Genomic DNA, 21,226 nt, shown 5'->3' on the forward strand with positions numbered 1-21,226 from the left:
TTTCTCAAAGTATATACATGGCAAACATTCATAAAAGCCATGAAAAAATACTTGTTTTTAATGATGATACTTTGCCTGATATTAGGATGTGAAGAAACATCACCTTCTTCTGAAAGCACTGAAAATACCACCCTACTTACTTCACGAAAATGGACAGTCACAAGGGTAGAACTCAATACCGGTAATGGATGGACAGATTATACAGAAAACTGTGACTTATCTATAGAAGAACGCTACCTGGAAGAAGGAAGTTGGGAAAGAATACAGCATAGTACCAGATGCACAGCGATCCATCTGGTAGCATCAGGACAATGGACCTTGGAGGCAGATCAGCAGACCATCAGTTTTTACTACCAAGGTAATAATTACCCTCATCAGGTGAAGATTGTTGGATTGGATGAGGAACAGTTGGTGATCGAGGAAGAGGCTTCTCAGGTGAATAACGCGAGGTTAAGGACTTATTTTCAAGCGATTAAGGTTCCTTAGACGTTTACTAGTCGTAAGCTCTAGCTTACGGCTTTACAGCGCTTTTTTCGAGGGTCCACCCTCGTATTAACTAGATGTGTATAGAGTATTTGACAGGAGGCTGGAGCCTCCAAATTGCTTTTAGGTCGTAGGCAGGAGCCTACGACCAGTATTTATTATTTAACTTATGAATATCAGTAGTCATAAGCCCTACAACTAAACATCATGAACGAGCGAAGCTCAATTAACACACGCCGTGTAGCGGATAAACAAAAACGTTTAAATAACCACAGAAGGCATCTTCTCCAAATACTCTTCCTTAAATTCAGCACCTACCCCAGGAGCATCTTCCAAACGGATTTTTCCATGAGCCCCATAAGTAATTCCCCCTTCCACAGGGTCCTCTGCCAACATTAGCGCGGAGTCCATATCATAGTGGATAATATTTCGTTTAGCCATGCATAGGTGAGCCAATACCGTTAAGGCAAAACGGGAATCGGCCATACAACCTACCTGACAGATCAAGCCTGCAGCTTCTGCAATATCTGCAATCTTCAGGGCATTGGTAATGCCGCCGGACTTGGAAAGCTTAATGTTAAAAGAATCGCATGATTGGGAAGCGGCCAATCGGAATGCGTCACGGTGGTCAAACACAGACTCATCAGCCATGATGGAGATCGGGCTGTTTTCGTAAACCTGTTTTAGCCCAGCTTGATTCCAAGCAGGAACAGGCTCTTCACACAATTTGATGTCATATTTTTCCAGTGCCTTAAGGGTACGAATGGCTGTAGCAACGTCCCATCCCTGATTGGCGTCAATAGAAAGTGGGATATCGTATCCAATAGCCTCTCGTATAGCCTTGATACGGGCGACATCTTCACTCATAGTCGTACCCAACTTTACCTTAATGGCAGGGAATCCCTCCTTAACAAATAGAACTGCTTCACCAGCCATTTGATCAGGAGAGGCAATGCCTACCGTCATGTCTGTATGTAGATCAAGGTCGTTATTACCACCCCATAGTGCATAGAGAGGAAGGTTGCAATGCTTACCCATGATATCGTATAAGGCGATGTCGAAAGCACTTTTAATGGTGTTATTGCCTGCAATGGCTTGGTCAATATCTTTCCATCGGTCTGCTATAGCCAATGCATTTTTACCTTTTAGGGCAGAAGCCAGTAGTTTGCCTATTTCAAAGGCAGCGTCTTGTACTTCTCCATTGATAAAGGCAAAAGGAGAGCCTTCTCCCGTACCTATAATACCTGCATCGGTATGGATACGCACAACAATATTATCTGTATGGGTGATGGTTCCCAACGAAATATTGAATGGTTGTTTATAGGGAATTCTTAATTTATAGATCTCTATCTTGGTGATGATTAATTCTGTATTCATAATCTATATGTTATTGTTGAGGCGGCTTGCGCCGCTGGTTGAGCGCTTCGCTGTTGAGTTTCACCTTTGGTGAGTTAAGTTTATTACCTTGAGCTTGAGGCGAATAAATAACTCACTAAAAGTGAGTAGTAAATAACTGAAAATTAAAAATTGATCATTGAAAATTAAAATCCTACTGAGCTAGTAATTTTACGTCTGAAGTATCAATGTTCACTGCAATGAGTGTGATCCAAGAAGCTTGTAATGAAGTTTTTTTTAGAAATAGGTGATCAAAAAATAATAGAAAAGAAATTACACACTTATTTTTGGTGAAAATAATAAGCAGATAATTCGATTCTATTCCATGAGTATATAATCTACCGAAGGTAGACCTAATCGAGGACATACCTCAACTCACCGAAGGTGAATCTCAACAGTGAAGCGCTCAATCAGCGGCGCAAGCCGCCTCAACAAATTGACTACAAATGATAATTCACGAGCAAATGCCCGAAGAGGAATACAGGGCACACCCAGCGATCAGTAATACAGATTTATCCCTTTTTAAAGACCTATTGACAGGACGTATACGTTATAGACGTTCGCAGGCATTGAGAATGGGATCGGCGATACATATGGCGATATTGGAGCCGGATCGATGGCCTGCTTACCGACATAAGTTTGCTCCTAATGATCTAAGGAGGATAGAGAAAGTAACTAAAGCGGCCTTGAGGAATGAAGAGTTGCAGGCAATGGTACAGGACGAAGAGGTAAAGAAGGAAGTAAGTATGTTCTGGACAGATGCTGATACGGGAATTGAATGCAAGGCGAGAGCAGATTTATACTTGGAAGGAGCTTTTATTGGAGATCTTAAGAGTACTTCAGCACGTCAATTAGACCATTTTTTAGCGGATGCTCATCGTTATGAATATAATCGACAATTAGCGTTTTATTGTAGTGGTGCCGGGGTGAAAGAAGCTCGCTTGATTGGTGTAAGTAAAAATAATATGGGAAGAGTGTTTACCGCAGCTTATTCGATGGAAGGGGATTTTATGAAGGCTGGGATTCAAATGTACAAGGCGTTATTGAGGCAATTGCAGGAAAGAGAGGATTTACAAGAGCAATTTCAGCAACTGAAAAAAGGATAAATTTAGAATCATGTAGGCCCTCGCGTCACGAGAGGGCCTGCGGAAGAATAGTATTTCGGGTAGCTATAAGGTTACTTTATTATGAATAGGCTCTGTCGACAATTATAAATTAGAATATGAAAGAAAAAGCATTGTTGTCCGTTGATAAGCAGCAGTTACTGAACCGTATTGAGGGATTGGAAGACCCTACCATCCTTATGCGAGTACAACAACTGATAGATCCAAGCAACGAAGAGGAGTTGGACGATCCCTTTGAGGTGATACTTAAAGAGGTATTGGAGGAGGTAGATAAAGCGCAAGAGCCTTTGCTTATACATCAGGAGTCTTCTAGCCAATATACTTTATTGACAAGATTGGAGCATCAGTTGGCTCCTTGGAGTTTTGGCTTATCCTTATTGTTCTTGATGAGCTTGGGATTGGTTATTCAAGAGCTGGCACAGTTGGGAGATTTATTATTGAGCGATCAGAAAGAACGAGAGATCGCGCATATTTACTATTTATTGACCCCTATGCTAGTTGTTTGGCCTTATTTTTTCTGGGAGTATTTTCAGTATTGGAAAAAGAGCAAAGGACTGGGGATTAAGAAACGAACAAAAACATTATACCTCTTAGCCGCCTTTTTTCCGGTGTTACGATTTGCTACGCCCCGTTTTTCGGATCAAAACTTGATTTGGCTACCAGCATGGCAATGGAGTTATCGTAATGATACGCTATTTGATACGTTACGCAAGAAGTTTAGTCTACCGATGATTCTGATAGCGGCGTTGATTGTTCCTATCTTATTCATTGAAATGAAATATGAGGAGCAAATGCGGGCTTATGTGTCGGATATAGATTTTTACCTGGAAGTCAGTCAGGCATTTATTTGGATGGCTTTCACCTTTGAATTTGTATTGATGATCTTCGTGAGTAGGGAAAGGGGCGATTATGCCGTGAAGCACTGGATGGATCTTTTGATTATTCTGGTACCGTTGATTTCTGCTTTTCGTTCGATGCGCGTATTAAGGGTGTTAAGGGTACAAAACCTGGCAAGGGCTTATCGGGTAAAGGGATTGTTTTTGAAGTTGAGACAAACATTATTCTTAGCTGATATTGTACATCGTTTACTTTACCCTAATCCCAAAAAGCATCTGAAAACATTACAAAAGCGTTTAAAAGCGAATAAGCGTCAACGTTATTTGTTGGAAGAACAAGTGGGATATGCCATTGAACGATTGCGTAAAAAGGAGGGAAAAGTGAATGAATAGAATGCTAATTTGTTAATGAAATCAAATAAAAAACCTTGACTTTTCATAAAAAATTGTATTTTTGACACTAACATTTGTAATAAAGTTATACCAATTTAAAGGGCGTGTACGTTCGTTTAAAAAAAGGTATTTTTTTTATTTCTATTATAATTAACTAATCAACGATGAAAAAACTTTTAATTTCTGTATTGGCACTTTTTGCATTCTCAGCTGCCAATGCACAGCTACACTTGGGTGCTAGACTAGGTGGTAACGTAGCTTTTTATAACTCAGATGTAGAGGCTGAAAATGTAGCTCCAAGATTGTTCTCTCCAAACATTGGTGTAGTAGCAGAGGTAAGAATTGCTCGTTTCGGTGTACAGGCAGAGGTGCAGTACTCTCAGCAAGGACTAGACGTGAATGGTGCAAAAACAGGTGTTGATTTGTCAGCGTTATCTTCAGGTGTAGATTTGACAGACCCTTCAGCAATTGCAGCATTTGCAAGCCAGTATCCAAACTTGGCAACACAATTGGCTTCAGGAGCTGAGCTTCCAGCAGGTGAGGTATCTACAGAAGGAACACAAAGAAGAGATTACTTGAACATCCCTGTAATGGCGAAACTACACTTGCCATTGGGTATCAAGATCTTTGCTGGTCCTCAGTTTGGATTGCCACTAAGCGCAGTAAACGATTATAAAAACACATTGTCTTTGAACAAAGGTGAGTCATTCGTAAATGCTGTAATGGAGAACCCATCACTTCAAAGTGAAGTAGTTCAATTTGCTGAGGCAAATGGATACGGACCACAAGTACAAGGCTTGTTGGGATTAGCTCAAGGTGGTGAAGCAGGTGTAGAAGTAGAAACAGACGTAAAAGAGGAAGTAAGCCCTCTAGATGTATCTGCAGTAATCGGTGTTGGTTTCCAAATCAAGAAATTGGCGATCGATGCACGTTACGCTAACTCGTTCACTAACATGTACAAAGATGTTTCTGAGCTAGCTTCAGGTAATACTAAGAACGCTGTAGTTCAAGTAGGTTTGACTTACTTCTTGTTCTAAGAAACACATAGTAGTCTTATCTGGTAAGTATAAAGTTTAGTAATAGAATATTTCTGTTGTAGAGGAAAATGGTTATATCCTTCTTCCTTTATCCTTCCTCTTTCAACTCGATGGGAAGTAGAAGTTATCTATAAACGCTATAATTGCTTGCTCGAGAAGAATATTGCATGAGAGAGTCACGGATATAATTCTGTGACTCTTTTTTTGTGTTTTAACGTGTTTTGTGTTTTTTTGTGTACAACTATTCTTCATTAGCAGAAACTATCTCTTAAAAACCATAGAATGAGAGACCAATTTTTAACGCTCAGGCGTTTATCGCTGCATATACTTTTTTTTCTGTTTACGATTTCTACCGGAACCCTGCTAGCACAAGAGGTATCTTCTGCCTATCCTCCTTTGCCTGAAGGAATCAAGCCTACTAACTTGACTCCTAAAGAACTTAAAGAAGTGGAAGAGCTCAAGGAGCGTCACCTCAAGATGCTGAAAAGAGGTGATTACAAAGAAGCCTCTCGTTGCCTTAACTTGATTGCACTTACCTATTGGAACCATATGAAGTTATGGGAAGCTATTGATTATTATGATAGTTCGTTAGTGCTGAATGAGAAGGTGGGAAACAACAGTGGTATTGCCAAGATCAATAACAATCTGGGAATGATTTACTCGGATCTACTGCAGTTTGATAAATCGTATAACTACTTCTACATGACGCTCAAGGAGCGAAAGGCCAACAAAGAAAAGTTGGGGGTATACTCTGCACTAATCAACTTGGCAGTTGTAGCAGAAAACCTTAATAAGAACAAGGTAGCCATTGAACACCTACAAGAAGCACTTAGTATTGCTATAGAACTTAATGATGTTCCTTTGATGAGAAGCTGTTATGGCATGCTTTCAGAGAATTACGAGAAAGTGGGGGACATGGATAATGCTAAAAAGAACTTTGAGCTATATAGAACCTTCAATGAGATGGTGCATAGGGTCAAGGAAACGGCCATGGAGAAGGATAAGGATCTGATGAAATTAAGAGCCGAGTTAGCTGAAACCCAAAAAGAGAAAAAAGAGCTCGAATTAAAAGCCGTAAAAGAGGAGTTAGGTCTAACCAAGGAGGAGTTATATTCCTTTGAAACTCAATACAGGGATTTACTGGATACAGCCAATATCAGGGACTTACAGATTGCGCTATTGAAGACGGAGGAGAAGGAGAAAAATATGAAGTTAGAGCGTCAAAAGGAACTGAATGAATGGCATAAGCAACAGACTAAATACCAGCGTATACAGCGAAACTTTTTCATTGTACTCACCTTACTTTGTATTGTAGTACTAGCGCTCTTTTGGAAGAGTTATCAGGAAAAGAAAAGCTCTAATATCGCTTTGCAGGAAAAACAAACCCAGATTCTTGAGCAAAACCTCTTGCTATCCGAAAAGAATAAAAATATACAGAAGAGTATCAATTACGCTAAGCGTATTCAGTCGGGAGTGATGGAGCCTTTGGAGCACCTTTCTCATATTTTACCAGAATCCTTTATCTTCTTTCAGCCGTGTAGTACGGTGAGTGGGGACTTTTACTGGTTCAAGGAGGTAGAGCGAGATGGAGAGCGATTGGTATTGCTGGCAGGAGTGGATTGTACAGGGCATGGCGTACCTGGAGCTTTTGTTTCTTTATTGGGAAAGAGCTTTTTGGATCAAGTGGTGGCCGAAGGAATTATAGATCCCGATCAGGTACTTTTGGAAATGGATTATCGTATTTCCAGAGCTTTACACAAGGATTCTCATGGAACGATGGACGGAATGGATATGGCCTTTTGTGTGATTAATCGCGAAAAAGCTTATATGGAGTATGCAGGGGCACATTTTCCATTGGTATACTTTCAGGATGGGGAAGTGAACTACATTAAAGGAGCTCGTTACTCTATTGGTGGATACCATGGAAAGGGGAGAAAACCTCATTTTCCGGTACACCGTATCGACATTACAAAACCAACTCGTTTCTATACGTATTCGGATGGTTATATTGATCAATTTGGAGGTAAAAAAGATAGAAGGTTTACCTCTAAACGCATGCGAGAACTTTTGAAGCATATCCATCAAGATAACTCTGAAAGACAGAAAGAATTACTACAGGTTAATCTCAAAAATTGGATGAAGGAAACGTCGCAAACTGACGATATTCTTGTGATTGGGGCATTGGTTTGCTCCAATATGGAACAAGAGTGGGAGGGATTACAGAAACATTCCAACAACCGATTAACAACTTCTTGAAGCGACTAAAATCAATTAAAATACTAACAGGGAATAAATTCTTATTATATGAAATTCTCATTTCTATTTAGGCACTTTTTAATTTTGGGGTTTCTTTTTCCATTGCTGGCAGAAGCTCAAACGCCTAAGGAGCATGAATTTACACATTACGTGGATTCTGCCAATCGCTATTACACACAGGCCTCTTTGCCGATCTACGTGATGATCTCCCATAAGCCCGATATGTCCGATGCGACACCTCTGGCCAAGTTAGATAAGACTAAAAATACAAATAAGGTAGAGCCATTTTACCTGGATGGTCCCGGTATGCATATCTTGAAGCACTATGATCAAATTGATCATCGGGATGATCGATTTATTATTTATGCTGATGGAGAAGCACCAAGCTCTGTCAGTCATTTTGAAGGAGCGGAGCGCTATAAAGATACCAATGGGACGGTATATTATGGACCTGGACTTAATGTCACCCTAAGTACAGAAGATGATATGGTAGGAGTGGCCAAGGTTTTTCATTCGATTAATGAAAAGGAATATACCCCTTATCAGGAAACAATTTCCTTTGAGCAGGAGGGAAATATCTCCTTTAAATACTATGGTGTCGATCATGTAGGGAATGCATCAGCTCCCAAAGAGGAAGAGTTTGTGATAGATACTTCTTCTCCTAATACTTATCATGTGATCAATGGAATTTCTATTGATAATATTATATCGGTGAGCAGTAAGGTATTTCTCTTGTCAGGTGACTCTTTATCAGGGGTAAAAGAGGTTTGGATGCGATTTGATGATGAGGAGTTTGTACAGTACAATACCAAAGAGCCAATAGCGACAGCAAGATTAGAGGATGGTGAGCACGTATTGGAGTATTACGCTATAGACCATGTAGGCAACAAGGAGGAGGTGACTTCTTTTGATTTCTACTTGGATAAAACAGCACCGATTACGGCAGCAGATGTATTAGGTGATCGCTATGTGGTAGATGGAGAAATGTTCTTCTCAGGAAGGTCTAAATTGAAATTAACTGCCGTCGATAATAAGGCTGGAGTAAGAGCGATTATGTACTCCATCGATGGACAGGAGTTCCAGAAATATGAAAATCCATTCTATTTGCCTTCTGTAGCTGGAAAACACTCAGTAAGTTTCTACTCTATTGATAATCTGGCCAATGAGGTAACGGAAAAGGAAATGATGTATAACCAATACCTGCACAACGTCAGTAAAGTATACTTGGACTTGACCGGTCCGACACTATCTTACGGGTTTGAAGGAGATACTTTTATGAAGGATGATACCTTGTATATTAGTGAAAAGACAGGAGTCAGATTGAATGCGACTGATCCGGAGTCTGGTATGCAGTATATTGCTTATAGCTTCAATCAGGAGATTGACGAAATTACTTACGAGAGCCCTTTACATTTGAAGAAAGAAGGTGCTTATCAGTTAAATATCTATGGATATGATAACGTAAACAACCGTAATGTAAAGAGAGGGACATTTGCTGTAGATAATACTGGTCCGGAGGTCTTTGTCCATTATAGTATAGATCCTATTGTGGATGAAAATGGGCAGGAGTACTACCCTTCTTATACCTCTGTATTCTTAGCGGCAACAGATAAGCTGACCGGTTATAAGGCGATGTATTACAAGGTAAACGGTAAAGCAGAACGACCTTATACTGGAGTGATTGATGGGTTCAGGAATAATAGAACCTATGAGATAGAGGTAAGGGCATTGGATAAGTTGTCCAATGAGACATACTATAAGTTTAGCTTTAAGACCTCTAAGCGATCTTTGGAAAAAGAAGTTGTGAATTAATGTTCATGATGTTTAATTGAGCTTCGCTCGTTCATGATGTTTAGTTGTTGAATCGTTGAATTGAGCTTCGCTCGTTAATTCAAGTTGATATGTTGTCTGAGTCTCAACACAAGCTTCAATCAAACAACATAAACAAAAAACTCAATTAAACATCATGAACGAGCGAAGCTCAATTAAACAACATGAACAGCTTATGGATAAGATTGCATTAGAAGGAATGGAGTTTTTTGCTTACCATGGTTTTTATGAGGAAGAGCAAAAAATAGGAAATAAGTATGGAGTAGATTTGGAGGTAGAAACGGACTTTGGAGCAGCAGCCCAAGGAGATACCCTGAATGATACCGTGAACTATGAATCACTCTATAAGATCACCAAAGAAGTGATGGAAGAGCCTGTAAAGCTTTTAGAGCATATTGCAGGGAAGATTATCGCTAAGGTATTGGATACCCATGCTTCGGCCCAGACGGTACAGGTAGTTGTTCGTAAATATAACCCTCCGATTGGAGGAGTTTGTTACGCTTCTAAAATTACAATGGAACGAAAAAGGGATGCTGTATAAGCATCCCTTTTTTTGGATTCTGAGTGATAGGTTATTGGTCTGATTATTAAGTTTGCTCATAACCTATTATAGCAGCATTTTTAGTGATTAGTGATTAGTATAGATATTCAGTAAAACGAATCACTAATCACCAACCACTAATCACCAATACCTAGCGTAAGCGATCCACTGATTTGACTAATTGCTCATCTCTTTTGATAAAGCGGTTAGCCATATTGTTCATTAATAAAGCAACGAAAGGAAGGAAGAATCCGAAGCTAAATTGTGACTTTCCAGCTTCTCCACCTAGTGTTTGGTAGGTCGCAAAGAAGTAAGCATTGATAATGATTACCGCTCCAATCAACAGGATGTTTACCATGTTGAGTTTTACTTGCGTCATACGGTTCTTATAACTAAAAATAGAAGCCAATCCTAGTAAGGCTGATAGTACTGATAAAACCGTTAAGTAAATAACGTTGGTAGTGCTAGGCTCTCCAGTTTCGTTATAAGTGATCAACTCATAAGTGTCCATTTGTGCCAATACGTCTGCTTCACCGCTTAGGCGTACCCATGTAGGAACGAAGATCGTACTGATCATGCAGACTACCAGTACGAATAGGAAAATTGTTTGTACTCTTTGTATCATTGTTAAATAAATTTAGAATTAGTGATGCAAATTTACACAAGGGATTCGAAAAGTTGTAATAAGTTTTCTACATGTCGATGTTGTAGATAAGTTTGTCCAAAAACTACTCGTATGCAATAGACACCATTTAGTTTTGTATGGGTGAGGTAAGCTTTGCCGCTATCATTGATTTTTTGAAGGATTTCGGCATTGTATGCATTGAGTGCTTCGGTGTTGTGTCCCGGTTTTTGTAGCTGTAGGCATACTAAGTTCAAATGTGTGGGCGCTAGTATTTTAGCTCCTAAACGTTTTTGTATTTCTTCCTCAAAGTATTGAGCATAGCTGATGTGTTCCCTGAGACGTTTTTGTATCCCTTCCTTTCCATAACTACGAATTACAAACCATAGCTTTAAGGCCCTGAAACGTCTTCCTAAAGGTACGCCCCAATCTCTATAATTATTTACGATGTGATCTGTCTTGGTTTTGAGATACTCCGGTAGAATCTCAAAGGTACGTATTAGTGCTCCTTTGTCTTTAACATAATACGCCGTACAGTCAAAGTTGGTAAACATCCATTTATGAGGATTGAATACGTAGGAATCGGCCATTTCTACTCCTTCAATAATCCATCGTTTTTCAGGTAGGATAGTTGCAGTACCTGCATAGGCTGCATCCACATGTAACCATAGGTTATAGCGTTGGCAAATTTCCCCTATGGCAGAAACAGGGTCCATGGCAGTAGAGCTAGTAGTACCGGTAGCTGCCACCACACAAAGTGGTGTATAGCCTAAGGCAATGTCTTCCTTGATATGAGCTTCCAAGGCATCAGGGCGCATGGCAAACTCCGAATCAACCGCTACTTTGCGTAATTGGTCAGAACCTATACCTGCAATGCGTACGGCTTTGTCAATCGAAGAATGTGTTTGAGAAGAACAATAGATGGTGTATTTCTCGTTGCCTGTGAATCCGGTATGATTTAGCGTAAACCCAGAAGCTTTCTCCCTTGCGGAAAGAATTGCACATAAGGTGGCTGTAGAAGCGGTGTCTTGTATTACCCCCGTAAAGTCCTTGGGTAGTCCCATCATATCCCGAATCCATTCCATCATGCGCTCCTCTAGCTCAGCGGCAGCAGGGGACGTTTCCCATATCATACACTGTGCCCCCAAGGTTGCGGTGAGCATTTCTGCTAATACCGAAGGGTAACTGCTGTTCGCGGGAAAGTAAGCAAAGAAATTAGGACTCTGCCAGTGTGTGATCCCTGGCATCACTAAGGATTGGAAATCTGAAAAAATAGTAGAAAACGCTTCTCCCTTTTCAGGACTTGCTGCAGGCAATTGCTTTAATAAGTCACCAGGAGCCTGAGGAGACTTTACAGGATATTGTTCTACTTCCTCCAGATAATCGGCCATCCAGTCTACTAACCGGTGGGCTTCTTTTCTGAATTCTTGACTGTTCATGTTTGTGCTTAGTTTAAGTATATTGGAGGGTATTGGCGTTTGAATATTTATACGTCTACTGCCAACTAGCTTTGTTGAGTGGTACTACGTACCGTTGAGGCGACTTACGTCGCAGGTTGAGTATGCTTCGCACGTTGAGATTTAGTAGTACTGCTTTTTCTCAACAGCCCGAAGGGCTACTCAACGGCACGGCGTGCCACTCAACTAGCGGCGATAGCCGCCTCAACTGTTGGTTATTTATTCAACCTTAATTATCGTACTCCAATTTTTATCTCCCTACAATCTCAATGTTGTCCTCCCCGTCTTCTCCGTAGTTCAGCTCTTCATCAGTTGCTTCACGAATACCAACGACTTTTCCTTTAAAGTAAAGATCTAAACCGGCATACTCATGGTTAAGGTCCATGATCAGGGTTTTCTTTTTGACCTTAACAACACGGGAGTCCCAACGAAAACCATCCTGATCAATCATAGGAAGGATATGTCCTACCTGGAACATCGCCTCCATTTCTTCAGGATCAGATAGGCCAAAGATTGACTTGTCCACCTCAATGTTACTCATTTCAGGATTGACTTCTCCATAAGCATCCTTTGCTTTTAGAAAGAAAGCAAAGGAATCACCTTCTTGTTTTCCACTCAGCTGTTGCTCAAATTTTGGGAGAACGCCTCCTGTACCAAAAATAAACATGAATGGTTCACTCTCTTCCGTCTTCTCCAATAGCTTTCCATCCTCATTATCCTCATATAAGGTGTAGAGTACAGAGACTACTTTGTTATCTTCTATTTTCATCTTATTTTTTGTTTACCGTTTATTGCTGATCGTTTACCGTTTAGATAAGTTGCTCACTGCTCACTGCTCACTGCTCACCGATAATCTCAACTCACCAAAGGTGAAACTCAACAACACGAAGTGTTACTCAACAAGCGACGTAAGTCGCCTCAACCACTAGTAGATACCGTCGTTACTAAGCTCGTCTTCGGTCGCTTCACGAATGTCGATTACTTCTCCCTCGAAGTGTAAGTCAATACCTGCAAGTGGGTGGTTGAAGTCCATGACTACACTATCATCTTTCACCTCGATGATTAACCCATCCATTGGCATTTCTTCTGGCCCAACCATAGGAAGTACATTACCTACCTGAAGTAACTCCTCACTTGCCGCTTCTCCTTCTATATTGAAAACTGATTTAGGAATCGTTACAACGGCATTGTCCTGACGCTCACCATAACCGTCTTCTGCCTTAATACCAAAGCTGAATTGATGTCCTTTGCTTACGCCTTCTAGTTCTTTTTCAAAGATAGGAAGTACGTTTTCATGTCCGAAAAGGAACTCAAATGGCTCATCTTTGTCTACAACCTGAATCATTTCTCCCTCAGGGCTTCCTTCTGACAGGTAATAAGTAATGACGATGACTTTATCTTTTTCTACTTTCATGGTATTGATTTTTCTATTGATTGGAAATTAATTAGTGGACTGATTGCTAAGTACGATTTTCAAATGATTTAAGGAAGAAGTAGAAAGGATTAATAATTATCCCTCAGGGAGCTATACTCCTTTATCCATTTGGAAGTCGTACCCTTATTTTTATCAGAATACTTAGTGTTTAGACTGCTAGAAGCATTTTTCAGAATTACTCTAGCAATGTATTCGTTTTTAAAGTTAACAAGATTTTTGAGGAATAGGCTCAAAATCCCTTCCTGCAAACATACAAAGATAGAATGGTAATAAGGAAGAATTGTGTATTTTGAGGAATCGAAACCAATTACAACAATTTATAATAAACCAATAGAAACCAATTTGCTGTGTTTCTAATCAGAACAAACTATGGAGAACAGATTAGCAGAACTAAAAGAAATGAACAAACAAGCTGAGCAAGGAGGAGGAAGCAAACGAATTGCTGCTCAGCATACAAAAGGAAAACTTACCGCAAGAGAACGCATTGATCTACTTCTGGATAAAGGCACGTTTCATGAGGTAGGAAAGTTTGTACGTCATAGAGAAACAGCCTTTGGATTGGATCAGGAACATTACCTTGGCGATGGAGTTGTGACAGGGTTTGGAAAAGTCGAAGGTCGATTAGTCTATGTGTTTTCTCAGGACTTTACCGTTTTTGGAGGTTCCTTGTCAGAAGCTCATGCTGAAAAAATCTGTAAGATTATGGATATGGCGATGAAGAATGGAGCTCCTGTTATTGGGCTGAATGATTCTGGAGGAGCCCGTATTCAGGAAGGAGTAAAATCTTTAGGAGGATATGCTGACATTTTTTATAAAAATACCTTGGCCTCAGGAGTAGTTCCTCAGATTTCTGCAATTATGGGACCTTGTGCGGGAGGAGCCGTATATTCCCCGGCGATCACAGACTTTATCATGATGGTGGAGCATACTTCCTATATGTTTGTGACAGGACCCAATGTGGTGAAAACAGTAACTCATGAGGTAGTAACAGCAGAAGAGTTAGGTGGGGCAAGCACTCATGGTACTAAGAGTGGGGTGACCCATTTTTCAGCGCCCAATGAAGCCGCAGCACTTCAGAATATTCGAAAACTGTTGAGTTATATTCCTCAAAATTGCGAGGAGGATGCACCAGTGTATCCCTATGAGCCGAAGGATGAAACCCGTAAGGCCCTGAACGAAATCATTCCTGAGAATCCTAATCAACCTTACGATATGCGAGAGGTGATTGAAGCAACGGTAGACGAGGATTCTTTCTTTGAAGTGCATAAGGACTATGCAGAGAATATCGTCGTTGGCTTTGCTCGTATTGGAGGTAGAAGTATAGGAGTGGTAGGAAATCAGCCTGCCGTACTGGCAGGGGTATTGGACATTAAAGCCAGTAAAAAAGCGGCTCGTTTTGTACGTTTTTGTGATGCCTTTAACGTTCCCTTATTAGTACTGGAAGATGTGCCAGGGTTCTTGCCGGGTACAGATCAGGAATGGAATGGGATTATTACAGAAGGGGCAAAATTACTATATGCATTCTGTGAAGCAACTGTACCAAGAGTTACCGTGATTACACGAAAAGCTTATGGAGGAGCTTATGATGTGATGAATTCTAAGCATATCGGTGCTGACCTCAATTTTGCATGGCCATCGGCTGAGATTGCCGTAATGGGGGCAAAAGGAGCTGCAGAGATTATTTTCCGTAAACAGATTGCGGAGGCAGAAGATCCAGAAGCTAAGTTACAGGAGAAAGTAGAAGATTATGAGAAAACTTTTGCAAACCCGTACCGCGCGGCTTATAGAGGATTTATTGATGAAGTAATTACACCTGATCAAACGAGAGAACGATTGATTACGGCTTTTGAAATGTTAGAGAATAAAGTAGATAAGCTTCCAAAAAAGAAACATGGAAACTTGCCTCTTTAATAAAGGAGGTTGAATCGTTGAATTTCAGCAGCAAGCTGCTGAGTTGAATTGAGCTTCGCTCGTTGATTCGAGTTGAATTGTTGACTGAACTCATAAAACGATTCAACTCGAATCAACGAGCGAAGCTCAATTCAACGATTCAACGATTCAACAAGCTGTTAGTATAGTGAAAACAACCAGATAAATAGAGAAAATGAAAATCAGATTGACTTTTTTAATTACTGTATTTCTAGTGGGAATGGACCATTTGCAGGCACAGTATAAATATGAGCCCAAGGATGTGCTGACCAAAGACTTTCATGCCAATAGAAGGGAGGCTGTAAGGGCAAAGTTATCAAAGAACTCTGTGGCAGTGTTTTTTGCCAATCCAGTTCGTAATAGGGCAAATGATGTGGATTATGTATACCATCAAGATCCTGATCTATATTACCTTACAGGGTATAAGGAGCCTAATGCGACCTTATTGATCTTTTCTGAACCTGTTGATATTAATGGAAAACAGTTTAAGGAATTATTCTTTGTACAACCTCGTAGTGAACAAAGTGAAATGTGGAATGGGGAGCGTCTTGGAATAGAACGAACCAAAGAGCGTACAGGAATAGAAGGTGTATTTGCCAATGACTTCTTTGATGATTTGCCTCTTGACTTTAAGTCTTTTGACAAAGTACTGATGTATGAACTAAAGGGAGATGTTAGGGATAATCGCAATGATGAAGGAGATCTGTATAGTATGATGCAGTACTTTAAGGAAGTAACGGATTATCCTGAAGCTGATTTTTCTGAGACAGAGGATCAGTTATATACCCTGATTGAAACCGCAGATGAGTACAGTGCTGCCAATGTCGCTAAGGTAATTGGTAGGGCTATGGAGAATGACCCGTCTTTAGCAAAAAATGAAACCTTGAAAGCCTACCAAAATGCTTCAACATTGGAGGAGCGTACATTGGTGGTTGAAAAACTTCCTAAAACCAATATTGACTTGAATCAATTGCATGTCATTATGGGGGCGTTAAGAGAGGTGAAGTTAGAAGAAGAGATTAGTATGCTAAAAAAGGCGGTACGTATTTCCGCTATGGGACAGGTAGAGGTTATGAAAGCCATGCATCCAGGAATGTCTGAAAGAGAGGTGCAAGGAATCCATGAGTTTGTCTTTAAGAAGTATGGTGCAGAGTTCGAGGGATATCCTTCTATTGTTGGAGGAGGACATAATGGTTGTGTGTTGCATTATATCGAAAATAATAAGCCACAATTGACGAAAGATGAAATGATCCTGATGGACCTGGGAGCTGAATATAGGGGGTATACTGCCGATGTGACTCGAACGATTCCTGTGAATGGAAAATTCTCTAAGGAACAGAAGGCGATCTACGAGATTGTATATAAAGCCCAAGAAGCAGGCATTCAAGCTTGTCAGGTAGGAGAGGATTTCTCCGCACCTTATATCGCATCGGTTAAGGAAATAAAAGAAGGGTTAATGAAACTGGGTATTATCAAGACTGAAGCGGATTATGGTATTTATTTACCACATGGAGTGTCTCATCATATTGGATTGGATGTACATGATAAGTCCAATTATTCCGATTTTCAGGAGAATATGGTAATAACAGTGGAACCGGGAATTTATATTCCTGAAAATAGCCCTTGTGATCCCAAGTGGTGGGGAATAGCGGTACGTATAGAAGATGATATTTTGATTACCAGCAAAGGCCCTGTGAATTTATCAGAAGAAGCCCCGAGGCACTGGAAAGAAATAGAGAAGGTGATGAAACAAGAGAGTGTTTTGGAGAAATGGGAGTTGCCGGTTATTGAATAATTATAACGTAGATATGAGTCATCCCTTATTAATATTTAAGGGGATGGCTCTATTTTTTTGTTTAAAAACGACCTTGAAGAATTGCCGTTAAGATTTTTAATCGTCAAAGCGTTAAGAAAATTCCATTGTTTGAGCGTAGCGAGTTTGGAATTTTTAGCTTTTACGATTGAAAATTAGGCGAATTCTTCAAAGTCTTGATTTTTTTGCTTCGTTTTTTCATCAAGGAAAAAATGAAGAAGCTTATAAAAAGCTTGTGAGGTAGCTGTAAAGTGATGAATTCTCAAAAAAATAAGTCATTTGTTAATATGGGATGATTCATGTTTTTTCTTTAAATAGTATTTATCAGGTATTGGAGGTAGAAACAGGTGAATTATTATAGTTTTTCAGATAATAATTCTCTAAAGAAAGAGTTTAATACATAGGTTCAATACCCGTTGGAGGTACCCGAGAGGCTACTATAGACAAGCTTAATTCCAAAGTGAATATTTTTTGAGCGTATTGGGCTGTATTGTAAATGCACTGTGTTTCAACTTAGAAAAGTTGATCTCGGAATAAATCTACTGCTTTCAATGAAAAACCTTTTGATTATATGGTTGCTTTCGGGGTTTGGTCTTTACCCTGTTGAAGAGCCTACTTCTGGCTTGAAAAAGGATGTGGTGCAAATGGGAATTTTGGTCGAAAAGCAATTTTTTAACAAACATAATTCCATGATGAATTACCAGATGGATGTGAGTTATCCTTTGGTAAAGTATCCTCTTACAGAAGTAGAACATCAGGTGAACTTGGGGTTGCAGAATATTATGGCTTTGGCAATCAGTGATTTCCGTTCAACCATGAAAGTATTGGGAGAACATAAAGGGTTAAGTTCTTTGACATTGGATTACAAAGTCAATTATCAGCAACACAATATACTTAGCATCCGGTTTGAAAAGAATACTTTTTATAATGGAAGCCGCAATCAAAGAAAACTAGTATTTACTTATAACTATGATTTGTCTACTCGAAAGAGAGTTACTTTTGGAGACCTTTTTCAAGATGAGTGGATAGCCCGCAAACGTGTACTTCAATTTTTAGAGCGAAATTATCAAGGGTTATCTTTTAGAGATGAACAGCTTTTTACCTCTTTTGGACTGAATGAACAAGGGGTTATTTTTATTGTAGATCAGAAGAAACGCAAGCAGGATACACCGGGTATGGTAGAGGTATTAATCCCATGGGAAGAGATAGGGGTTGATACAACCTTGGCCAGAGCTATTGATGGAAGACATCAATAGCGTCTTTTTTTTGTATTCTTACTATTTTTTTATTGCATTATTTTGTTAAACAACAGGGTTGTTGTTTTTTTGTGTGTTGTCGCCACGACAAACACGCTTTACTCAAGAAAGGTATATTCAGGCGATTAGCTTTTTGTCGTAAAGGAAAAAGGAGGGGAGAGCGAACGTGTATGGAGTTATATCAAGCCTCTAGAAGGAGATATTGTTCTGTATATGTTAAGAGGAAATACCTTAAACCACTTTCAAAATTACTATAAATACTAGAATTGTGAGCAGAATCAAGATTAAAGACATTTTGTCCTCAGGAGAGGTTGGACAAAAGGTGTTGGTGAAAGGATGGGTTAGAACATTCAGAAGTAATCGTTTCATCGCTATAAATGATGGGTCTACCATCAACAATCTTCAAGCAGTTGTTAACTTTGAGAATGAATCAGAGGACACCCTGAGAAGAATTACGACAAGTGCTGCTCTTGCGATTGAAGGAGAGCTGGTAGCTTCTATGGGTAAAGGTCAGAATATTGAGTTGCATGCAGAGAAGATTACTATTTTGGGTGATGCCAACCCAGAGGAGTACCCATTGCAGCCAAAGAAACACTCTATGGAGTTCTTAAGAGAGAAAGCACACTTGAGAATGAGAACTAGCACGATGAGTGCCGTATTTAGAGTAAGACATGCCTTGGCTTTTGCAGTGAATAAGTTCTTTAATGATAAAGGGTTTAAGTATTTGCATACACCAATTATCACAGGTTCTGATGCAGAAGGAGCTGGAGAGATGTTCCGTGTAAGTACCTTGCCATTGGGGAATCCTCCAATGACAGAGGAGGGGCAAATTAACTTCGAGGAAGATTTCTTCGGAAAAGAAACTAACCTGACAGTTTCTGGACAGCTAGAAGCTGAGGCTGGAGCAATGTCTTTGGGTGAAGTATATACATTCGGTCCTACCTTCCGTGCTGAGAACTCCAATACTTCTCGTCACCTGGCTGAGTTCTGGATGATTGAGCCGGAGATGGCATTCTATGAGTTGGAAGAGGATATGGACCTGGCAGAGGAAATGGTGAAATATTTGATTTCCCATGCCATGGAGCACTGTGCCGATGATATGGAGTTCCTGAACAAGAGAGCTGCGGATGAAGATAAGACTAAGCCTGCCAACGAGCGTTGGGACTTAGGATTGTTGGAGCGTCTGAACTTTGTGGTAGACAATAGCTTTGAGCGTATTACATATACAGAAGCAATTGATATCTTACTACAGTCTAAGCCTCATAAGAAAAAGAAATTCAAGTATCCAGTAGAGTGGGGAATCGACTTGGCTGCAGAGCATGAACGTTTCTTGGTTGAGAAGCACTTCAAGAAGCCTGTGATCATTACAGACTACCCTAAGGATATCAAAGCCTTCTACATGAAGCAAAATGATGATGGAAAGACCGTAAGAGCGATGGATGTATTGTTCCCGGGTATTGGAGAAATCATCGGAGGGTCTCAAAGAGAGGAGAGTCTGGAGAAACTGAAAACAAGAATGGCTGAGATGGATATCCCAGAGTCTGAACTATGGTGGTACCTAGATCTTCGTAAGTTTGGTACAGCGCCACACAGTGGCTTTGGATTGGGCTTTGAGCGTATCGTACAGTTTGTGACCGGTATGGGTAACATTCGTGACGTAATCATGTTCCCAAGAACACCAAAGAGTGCCGAGTTCTAGGAGTCAGTTGAGCAATCATATAGAAAGAGGTAATCTCACGCTATACCAAGTGAGGTTACCTCTTTTTTTGTTCATAATGTTTAGATTGAGCTTCGCTCGTTCATAATGTTTAGTTGAATGTTTAATTCATTTTTCATACTTAATAAAAAAACAACTAAACATTATGAACGCAATTGCGAAGCAACTGCAATTAAACACCATGAACAACTAGACGTAGCTTATTCTCCATTAACAATTAATAAGTTATTTTTTCTCACATAGAAAAATTGCTCATCCACTTCTGCCTTGTACCAGATGTCCTTAGTGTTACCCAATAAGATACGATCTCCTTCTTGAAGTTTTTGTATTCTTTTTCCTCCAGCAGAGGGGGAGTCAGTGCCGTAAAGGTTAACGGTTTGTACAATACCATAAGTTCTTTGGAACCCTAGATTGAATAGCCATAAGTTTCCTATGGAAAACAATATCAGGAAGATAAAAGGAATTAAAGCATTCTCTTTTCTTTGCTTCTTATAGATGCTTAGCCCCAGTGTTACAAGGATTAATAATGCGCCAATGGAGAAGAATACTAGTTTATATTTATGAAAAACATTACTGAAGTATTCATAATCCGTAAAGGTATACCCACTCAAATTATTATCTTGTGCGAGGGTTTCCATTTTCTCCAATACACTTCTGTCAGAAGTGTGTTTGTAATACAAGTTGAGGTAATAAAGCGCCTCTGCATATGCTCCTTCAGCTTGTGTGATGAAGGCCATATTTAATAGCATTTTTGGTGTGTAAGCACCTTCTTGTTTGATGAGGCGTTTGTATAAATTAAGTGACTTGGTATAGGAGCCACTTTCAAATAGACTGTCTGCTTCTGATAATAATTGTACTTTTTCTTGAGAGAAAGAAGTGTTGATTATCAGTGAGTAAGTGATAAGTAAGACGAAAAACTTTAATTTTTTTTGCATAGAGTATTACTTTCTGTTAGTTTTGCACTCGCAAATGACGAAAGCCCCACAGGTTTTCAAAAATAAAGAGAATTTTAGAATGATTCTCTTATTTAAAAAAATTTAAGATTCCGTAGCTCAGCTGGTAGAGCATCTCCCTTTTAAGGAGAGGGTCCTGGGTTCGAACC

The 21,226-nt window shown here is 39.8% G+C and carries 17 protein-coding genes; 11 read left to right on the forward strand and 6 right to left on the reverse strand.

Translation table 11 applies throughout. From position 1 onward, the window contains the following. Positions 1-39: 39 nt before the first annotated feature. Positions 40-486 (forward strand): hypothetical protein, encoded by a 447-nt coding sequence (locus tag ABD985_RS00600; protein ID WP_345368469.1) that lies wholly within the window; start codon positions 40-42, stop codon positions 484-486. Between the two features lie 258 nt (positions 487-744). Here the strand turns inward: ABD985_RS00600 and ABD985_RS00605 are convergent, their stop codons facing one another. Next, positions 745-1,860, reverse strand: a complete 1,116-nt coding sequence (locus tag ABD985_RS00605) for a mandelate racemase/muconate lactonizing enzyme family protein (protein ID WP_345368470.1) — start codon at positions 1,858-1,860, stop codon at positions 745-747. 464 nt (positions 1,861-2,324) lie between these two features. On the opposite strand from ABD985_RS00605, the gene ABD985_RS00610 reads away from it, so the two are divergent. The 6 genes from ABD985_RS00610 to folB all read left to right on the forward strand — a co-directional run bounded on the left by ABD985_RS00610 (position 2,325) and on the right by folB (position 9,895). After that, positions 2,325-2,984 (forward strand): PD-(D/E)XK nuclease-like domain-containing protein, encoded by a 660-nt coding sequence (locus ABD985_RS00610; protein ID WP_345368471.1) that lies wholly within the window; start codon positions 2,325-2,327, stop codon positions 2,982-2,984. 116 nt (positions 2,985-3,100) lie between these two features. Continuing rightward, positions 3,101-4,231, forward strand: coding sequence for a hypothetical protein (locus ABD985_RS00615; protein WP_345368472.1), 1,131 nt, complete (start codon positions 3,101-3,103; stop codon positions 4,229-4,231). A gap of 164 nt (positions 4,232-4,395) precedes the next feature. Further along, positions 4,396-5,268, forward strand: a complete 873-nt coding sequence (locus tag ABD985_RS00620) for an outer membrane beta-barrel protein (RefSeq protein WP_345368473.1) — start codon at positions 4,396-4,398, stop codon at positions 5,266-5,268. Between the two features lie 282 nt (positions 5,269-5,550). Next, positions 5,551-7,524: a SpoIIE family protein phosphatase gene (locus tag ABD985_RS00625; protein ID WP_345368474.1), complete on the forward strand. Its 1,974-nt coding sequence runs from the start codon at positions 5,551-5,553 to the stop codon at positions 7,522-7,524. 48 nt (positions 7,525-7,572) lie between these two features. Then, positions 7,573-9,336, forward strand: a complete 1,764-nt coding sequence (locus tag ABD985_RS00630) for an OmpL47-type beta-barrel domain-containing protein (RefSeq protein ID WP_345368475.1) — start codon at positions 7,573-7,575, stop codon at positions 9,334-9,336. Between the two features lie 193 nt (positions 9,337-9,529). Beyond that, a complete protein-coding gene (gene folB, locus ABD985_RS00635) occupies positions 9,530-9,895 on the forward strand; it encodes a dihydroneopterin aldolase (RefSeq protein WP_345368476.1) in 366 nt (121 codons plus the stop codon). Positions 9,896-10,046: 151 nt separating this feature from the next. Here the strand turns inward: folB and ABD985_RS00640 are convergent, their stop codons facing one another. The 4 genes from ABD985_RS00640 to ABD985_RS00655 all read right to left on the reverse strand — a co-directional run bounded on the left by ABD985_RS00640 (position 10,047) and on the right by ABD985_RS00655 (position 13,388). Continuing rightward, entirely contained in the window at positions 10,047-10,520 is a 474-nt protein-coding gene (locus tag ABD985_RS00640; protein WP_345368477.1) for a DUF4293 domain-containing protein, read from the reverse strand. A 32-nt stretch (positions 10,521-10,552) separates the two neighbouring features. Further along, entirely contained in the window at positions 10,553-11,956 is a 1,404-nt protein-coding gene (locus ABD985_RS00645; RefSeq protein WP_345368478.1) for a pyridoxal phosphate-dependent decarboxylase family protein, read from the reverse strand. Between the two features lie 268 nt (positions 11,957-12,224). Further along, the gene (locus ABD985_RS00650; protein ID WP_345368479.1) at positions 12,225-12,743 is read right to left on the reverse strand and encodes an FKBP-type peptidyl-prolyl cis-trans isomerase; all 519 of its coding nucleotides are present in this window, start codon (positions 12,741-12,743) and stop codon (positions 12,225-12,227) included. 156 nt (positions 12,744-12,899) lie between these two features. Beyond that, positions 12,900-13,388, reverse strand: coding sequence for an FKBP-type peptidyl-prolyl cis-trans isomerase (locus tag ABD985_RS00655; protein ID WP_345368480.1), 489 nt, complete (start codon positions 13,386-13,388; stop codon positions 12,900-12,902). 390 nt (positions 13,389-13,778) lie between these two features. On the opposite strand from ABD985_RS00655, the gene ABD985_RS00660 reads away from it, so the two are divergent. The 4 genes from ABD985_RS00660 (at position 13,779) to asnS (ending at position 20,106) form a co-directional block, all read left to right on the forward strand. After that, the gene (locus ABD985_RS00660; RefSeq protein ID WP_345368481.1) at positions 13,779-15,320 is read left to right on the forward strand and encodes an acyl-CoA carboxylase subunit beta; all 1,542 of its coding nucleotides are present in this window, start codon (positions 13,779-13,781) and stop codon (positions 15,318-15,320) included. Positions 15,321-15,513: 193 nt separating this feature from the next. Next, the gene (locus ABD985_RS00665; RefSeq protein ID WP_345368482.1) at positions 15,514-17,133 is read left to right on the forward strand and encodes an aminopeptidase P family protein; all 1,620 of its coding nucleotides are present in this window, start codon (positions 15,514-15,516) and stop codon (positions 17,131-17,133) included. A 569-nt stretch (positions 17,134-17,702) separates the two neighbouring features. Further along, complete coding sequence (locus tag ABD985_RS00670; protein ID WP_345368483.1) at positions 17,703-18,407, forward strand: hypothetical protein; 705 nt, start codon at positions 17,703-17,705, stop codon at positions 18,405-18,407. A gap of 268 nt (positions 18,408-18,675) precedes the next feature. Further along, on the forward strand, positions 18,676-20,106 hold the full coding sequence (gene asnS, locus ABD985_RS00675; RefSeq protein ID WP_345368484.1) for an asparagine--tRNA ligase: 1,431 nt from the start codon (positions 18,676-18,678) through the stop codon (positions 20,104-20,106). A 218-nt stretch (positions 20,107-20,324) separates the two neighbouring features. On the opposite strand, the gene ABD985_RS00680 is transcribed toward asnS, so the two are convergent. Then, positions 20,325-21,059, reverse strand: a complete 735-nt coding sequence (locus ABD985_RS00680; RefSeq protein ID WP_345368485.1) for a hypothetical protein — start codon at positions 21,057-21,059, stop codon at positions 20,325-20,327. Positions 21,060-21,226 lie beyond the last annotated feature (167 nt).

This window comes from Algivirga pacifica (assembly GCF_039543525.1).
Taxonomy (GTDB): Bacteria; Bacteroidota; Bacteroidia; order Cytophagales; family Flammeovirgaceae; genus Algivirga; species Algivirga pacifica.

Excerpts from the sequence above, each read along its gene's own strand:
- ABD985_RS00620 (WP_345368473.1), top strand. The coding sequence starts at position 4,396 with ATGAAAAAACTTTTAATTTCTGTATTGGCACTTTTTGCATTCTCAGCT.
- ABD985_RS00610 (WP_345368471.1), top strand. The coding sequence starts at position 2,325 with ATGATAATTCACGAGCAAATGCCCGAAGAGGAATACAGGGCACACCCA.
- ABD985_RS00625 (WP_345368474.1), top strand. The coding sequence starts at position 5,551 with ATGAGAGACCAATTTTTAACGCTCAGGCGTTTATCGCTGCATATACTT.
- ABD985_RS00655 (WP_345368480.1), bottom strand. The coding sequence starts at position 13,388 with ATGAAAGTAGAAAAAGATAAAGTCATCGTCATTACTTATTACCTGTCA.
- ABD985_RS00660 (WP_345368481.1), top strand. The coding sequence starts at position 13,779 with ATGGAGAACAGATTAGCAGAACTAAAAGAAATGAACAAACAAGCTGAG.
- ABD985_RS00680 (WP_345368485.1), bottom strand. The coding sequence starts at position 21,059 with ATGCAAAAAAAATTAAAGTTTTTCGTCTTACTTATCACTTACTCACTG.
- ABD985_RS00600 (WP_345368469.1), top strand. The coding sequence starts at position 40 with ATGAAAAAATACTTGTTTTTAATGATGATACTTTGCCTGATATTAGGA.
- ABD985_RS00630 (WP_345368475.1), top strand. The coding sequence starts at position 7,573 with ATGAAATTCTCATTTCTATTTAGGCACTTTTTAATTTTGGGGTTTCTT.
- ABD985_RS00615 (WP_345368472.1), top strand. The coding sequence starts at position 3,101 with ATGAAAGAAAAAGCATTGTTGTCCGTTGATAAGCAGCAGTTACTGAAC.
- ABD985_RS00650 (WP_345368479.1), bottom strand. The coding sequence starts at position 12,743 with ATGAAAATAGAAGATAACAAAGTAGTCTCTGTACTCTACACCTTATAT.
- ABD985_RS00645 (WP_345368478.1), bottom strand. The coding sequence starts at position 11,956 with ATGAACAGTCAAGAATTCAGAAAAGAAGCCCACCGGTTAGTAGACTGG.
- ABD985_RS00670 (WP_345368483.1), top strand. The coding sequence starts at position 17,703 with ATGAAAAACCTTTTGATTATATGGTTGCTTTCGGGGTTTGGTCTTTAC.
- ABD985_RS00640 (WP_345368477.1), bottom strand. The coding sequence starts at position 10,520 with ATGATACAAAGAGTACAAACAATTTTCCTATTCGTACTGGTAGTCTGC.
- ABD985_RS00665 (WP_345368482.1), top strand. The coding sequence starts at position 15,514 with ATGAAAATCAGATTGACTTTTTTAATTACTGTATTTCTAGTGGGAATG.
- folB (WP_345368476.1), top strand. The coding sequence starts at position 9,530 with ATGGATAAGATTGCATTAGAAGGAATGGAGTTTTTTGCTTACCATGGT.
- ABD985_RS00605 (WP_345368470.1), bottom strand. The coding sequence starts at position 1,860 with ATGAATACAGAATTAATCATCACCAAGATAGAGATCTATAAATTAAGA.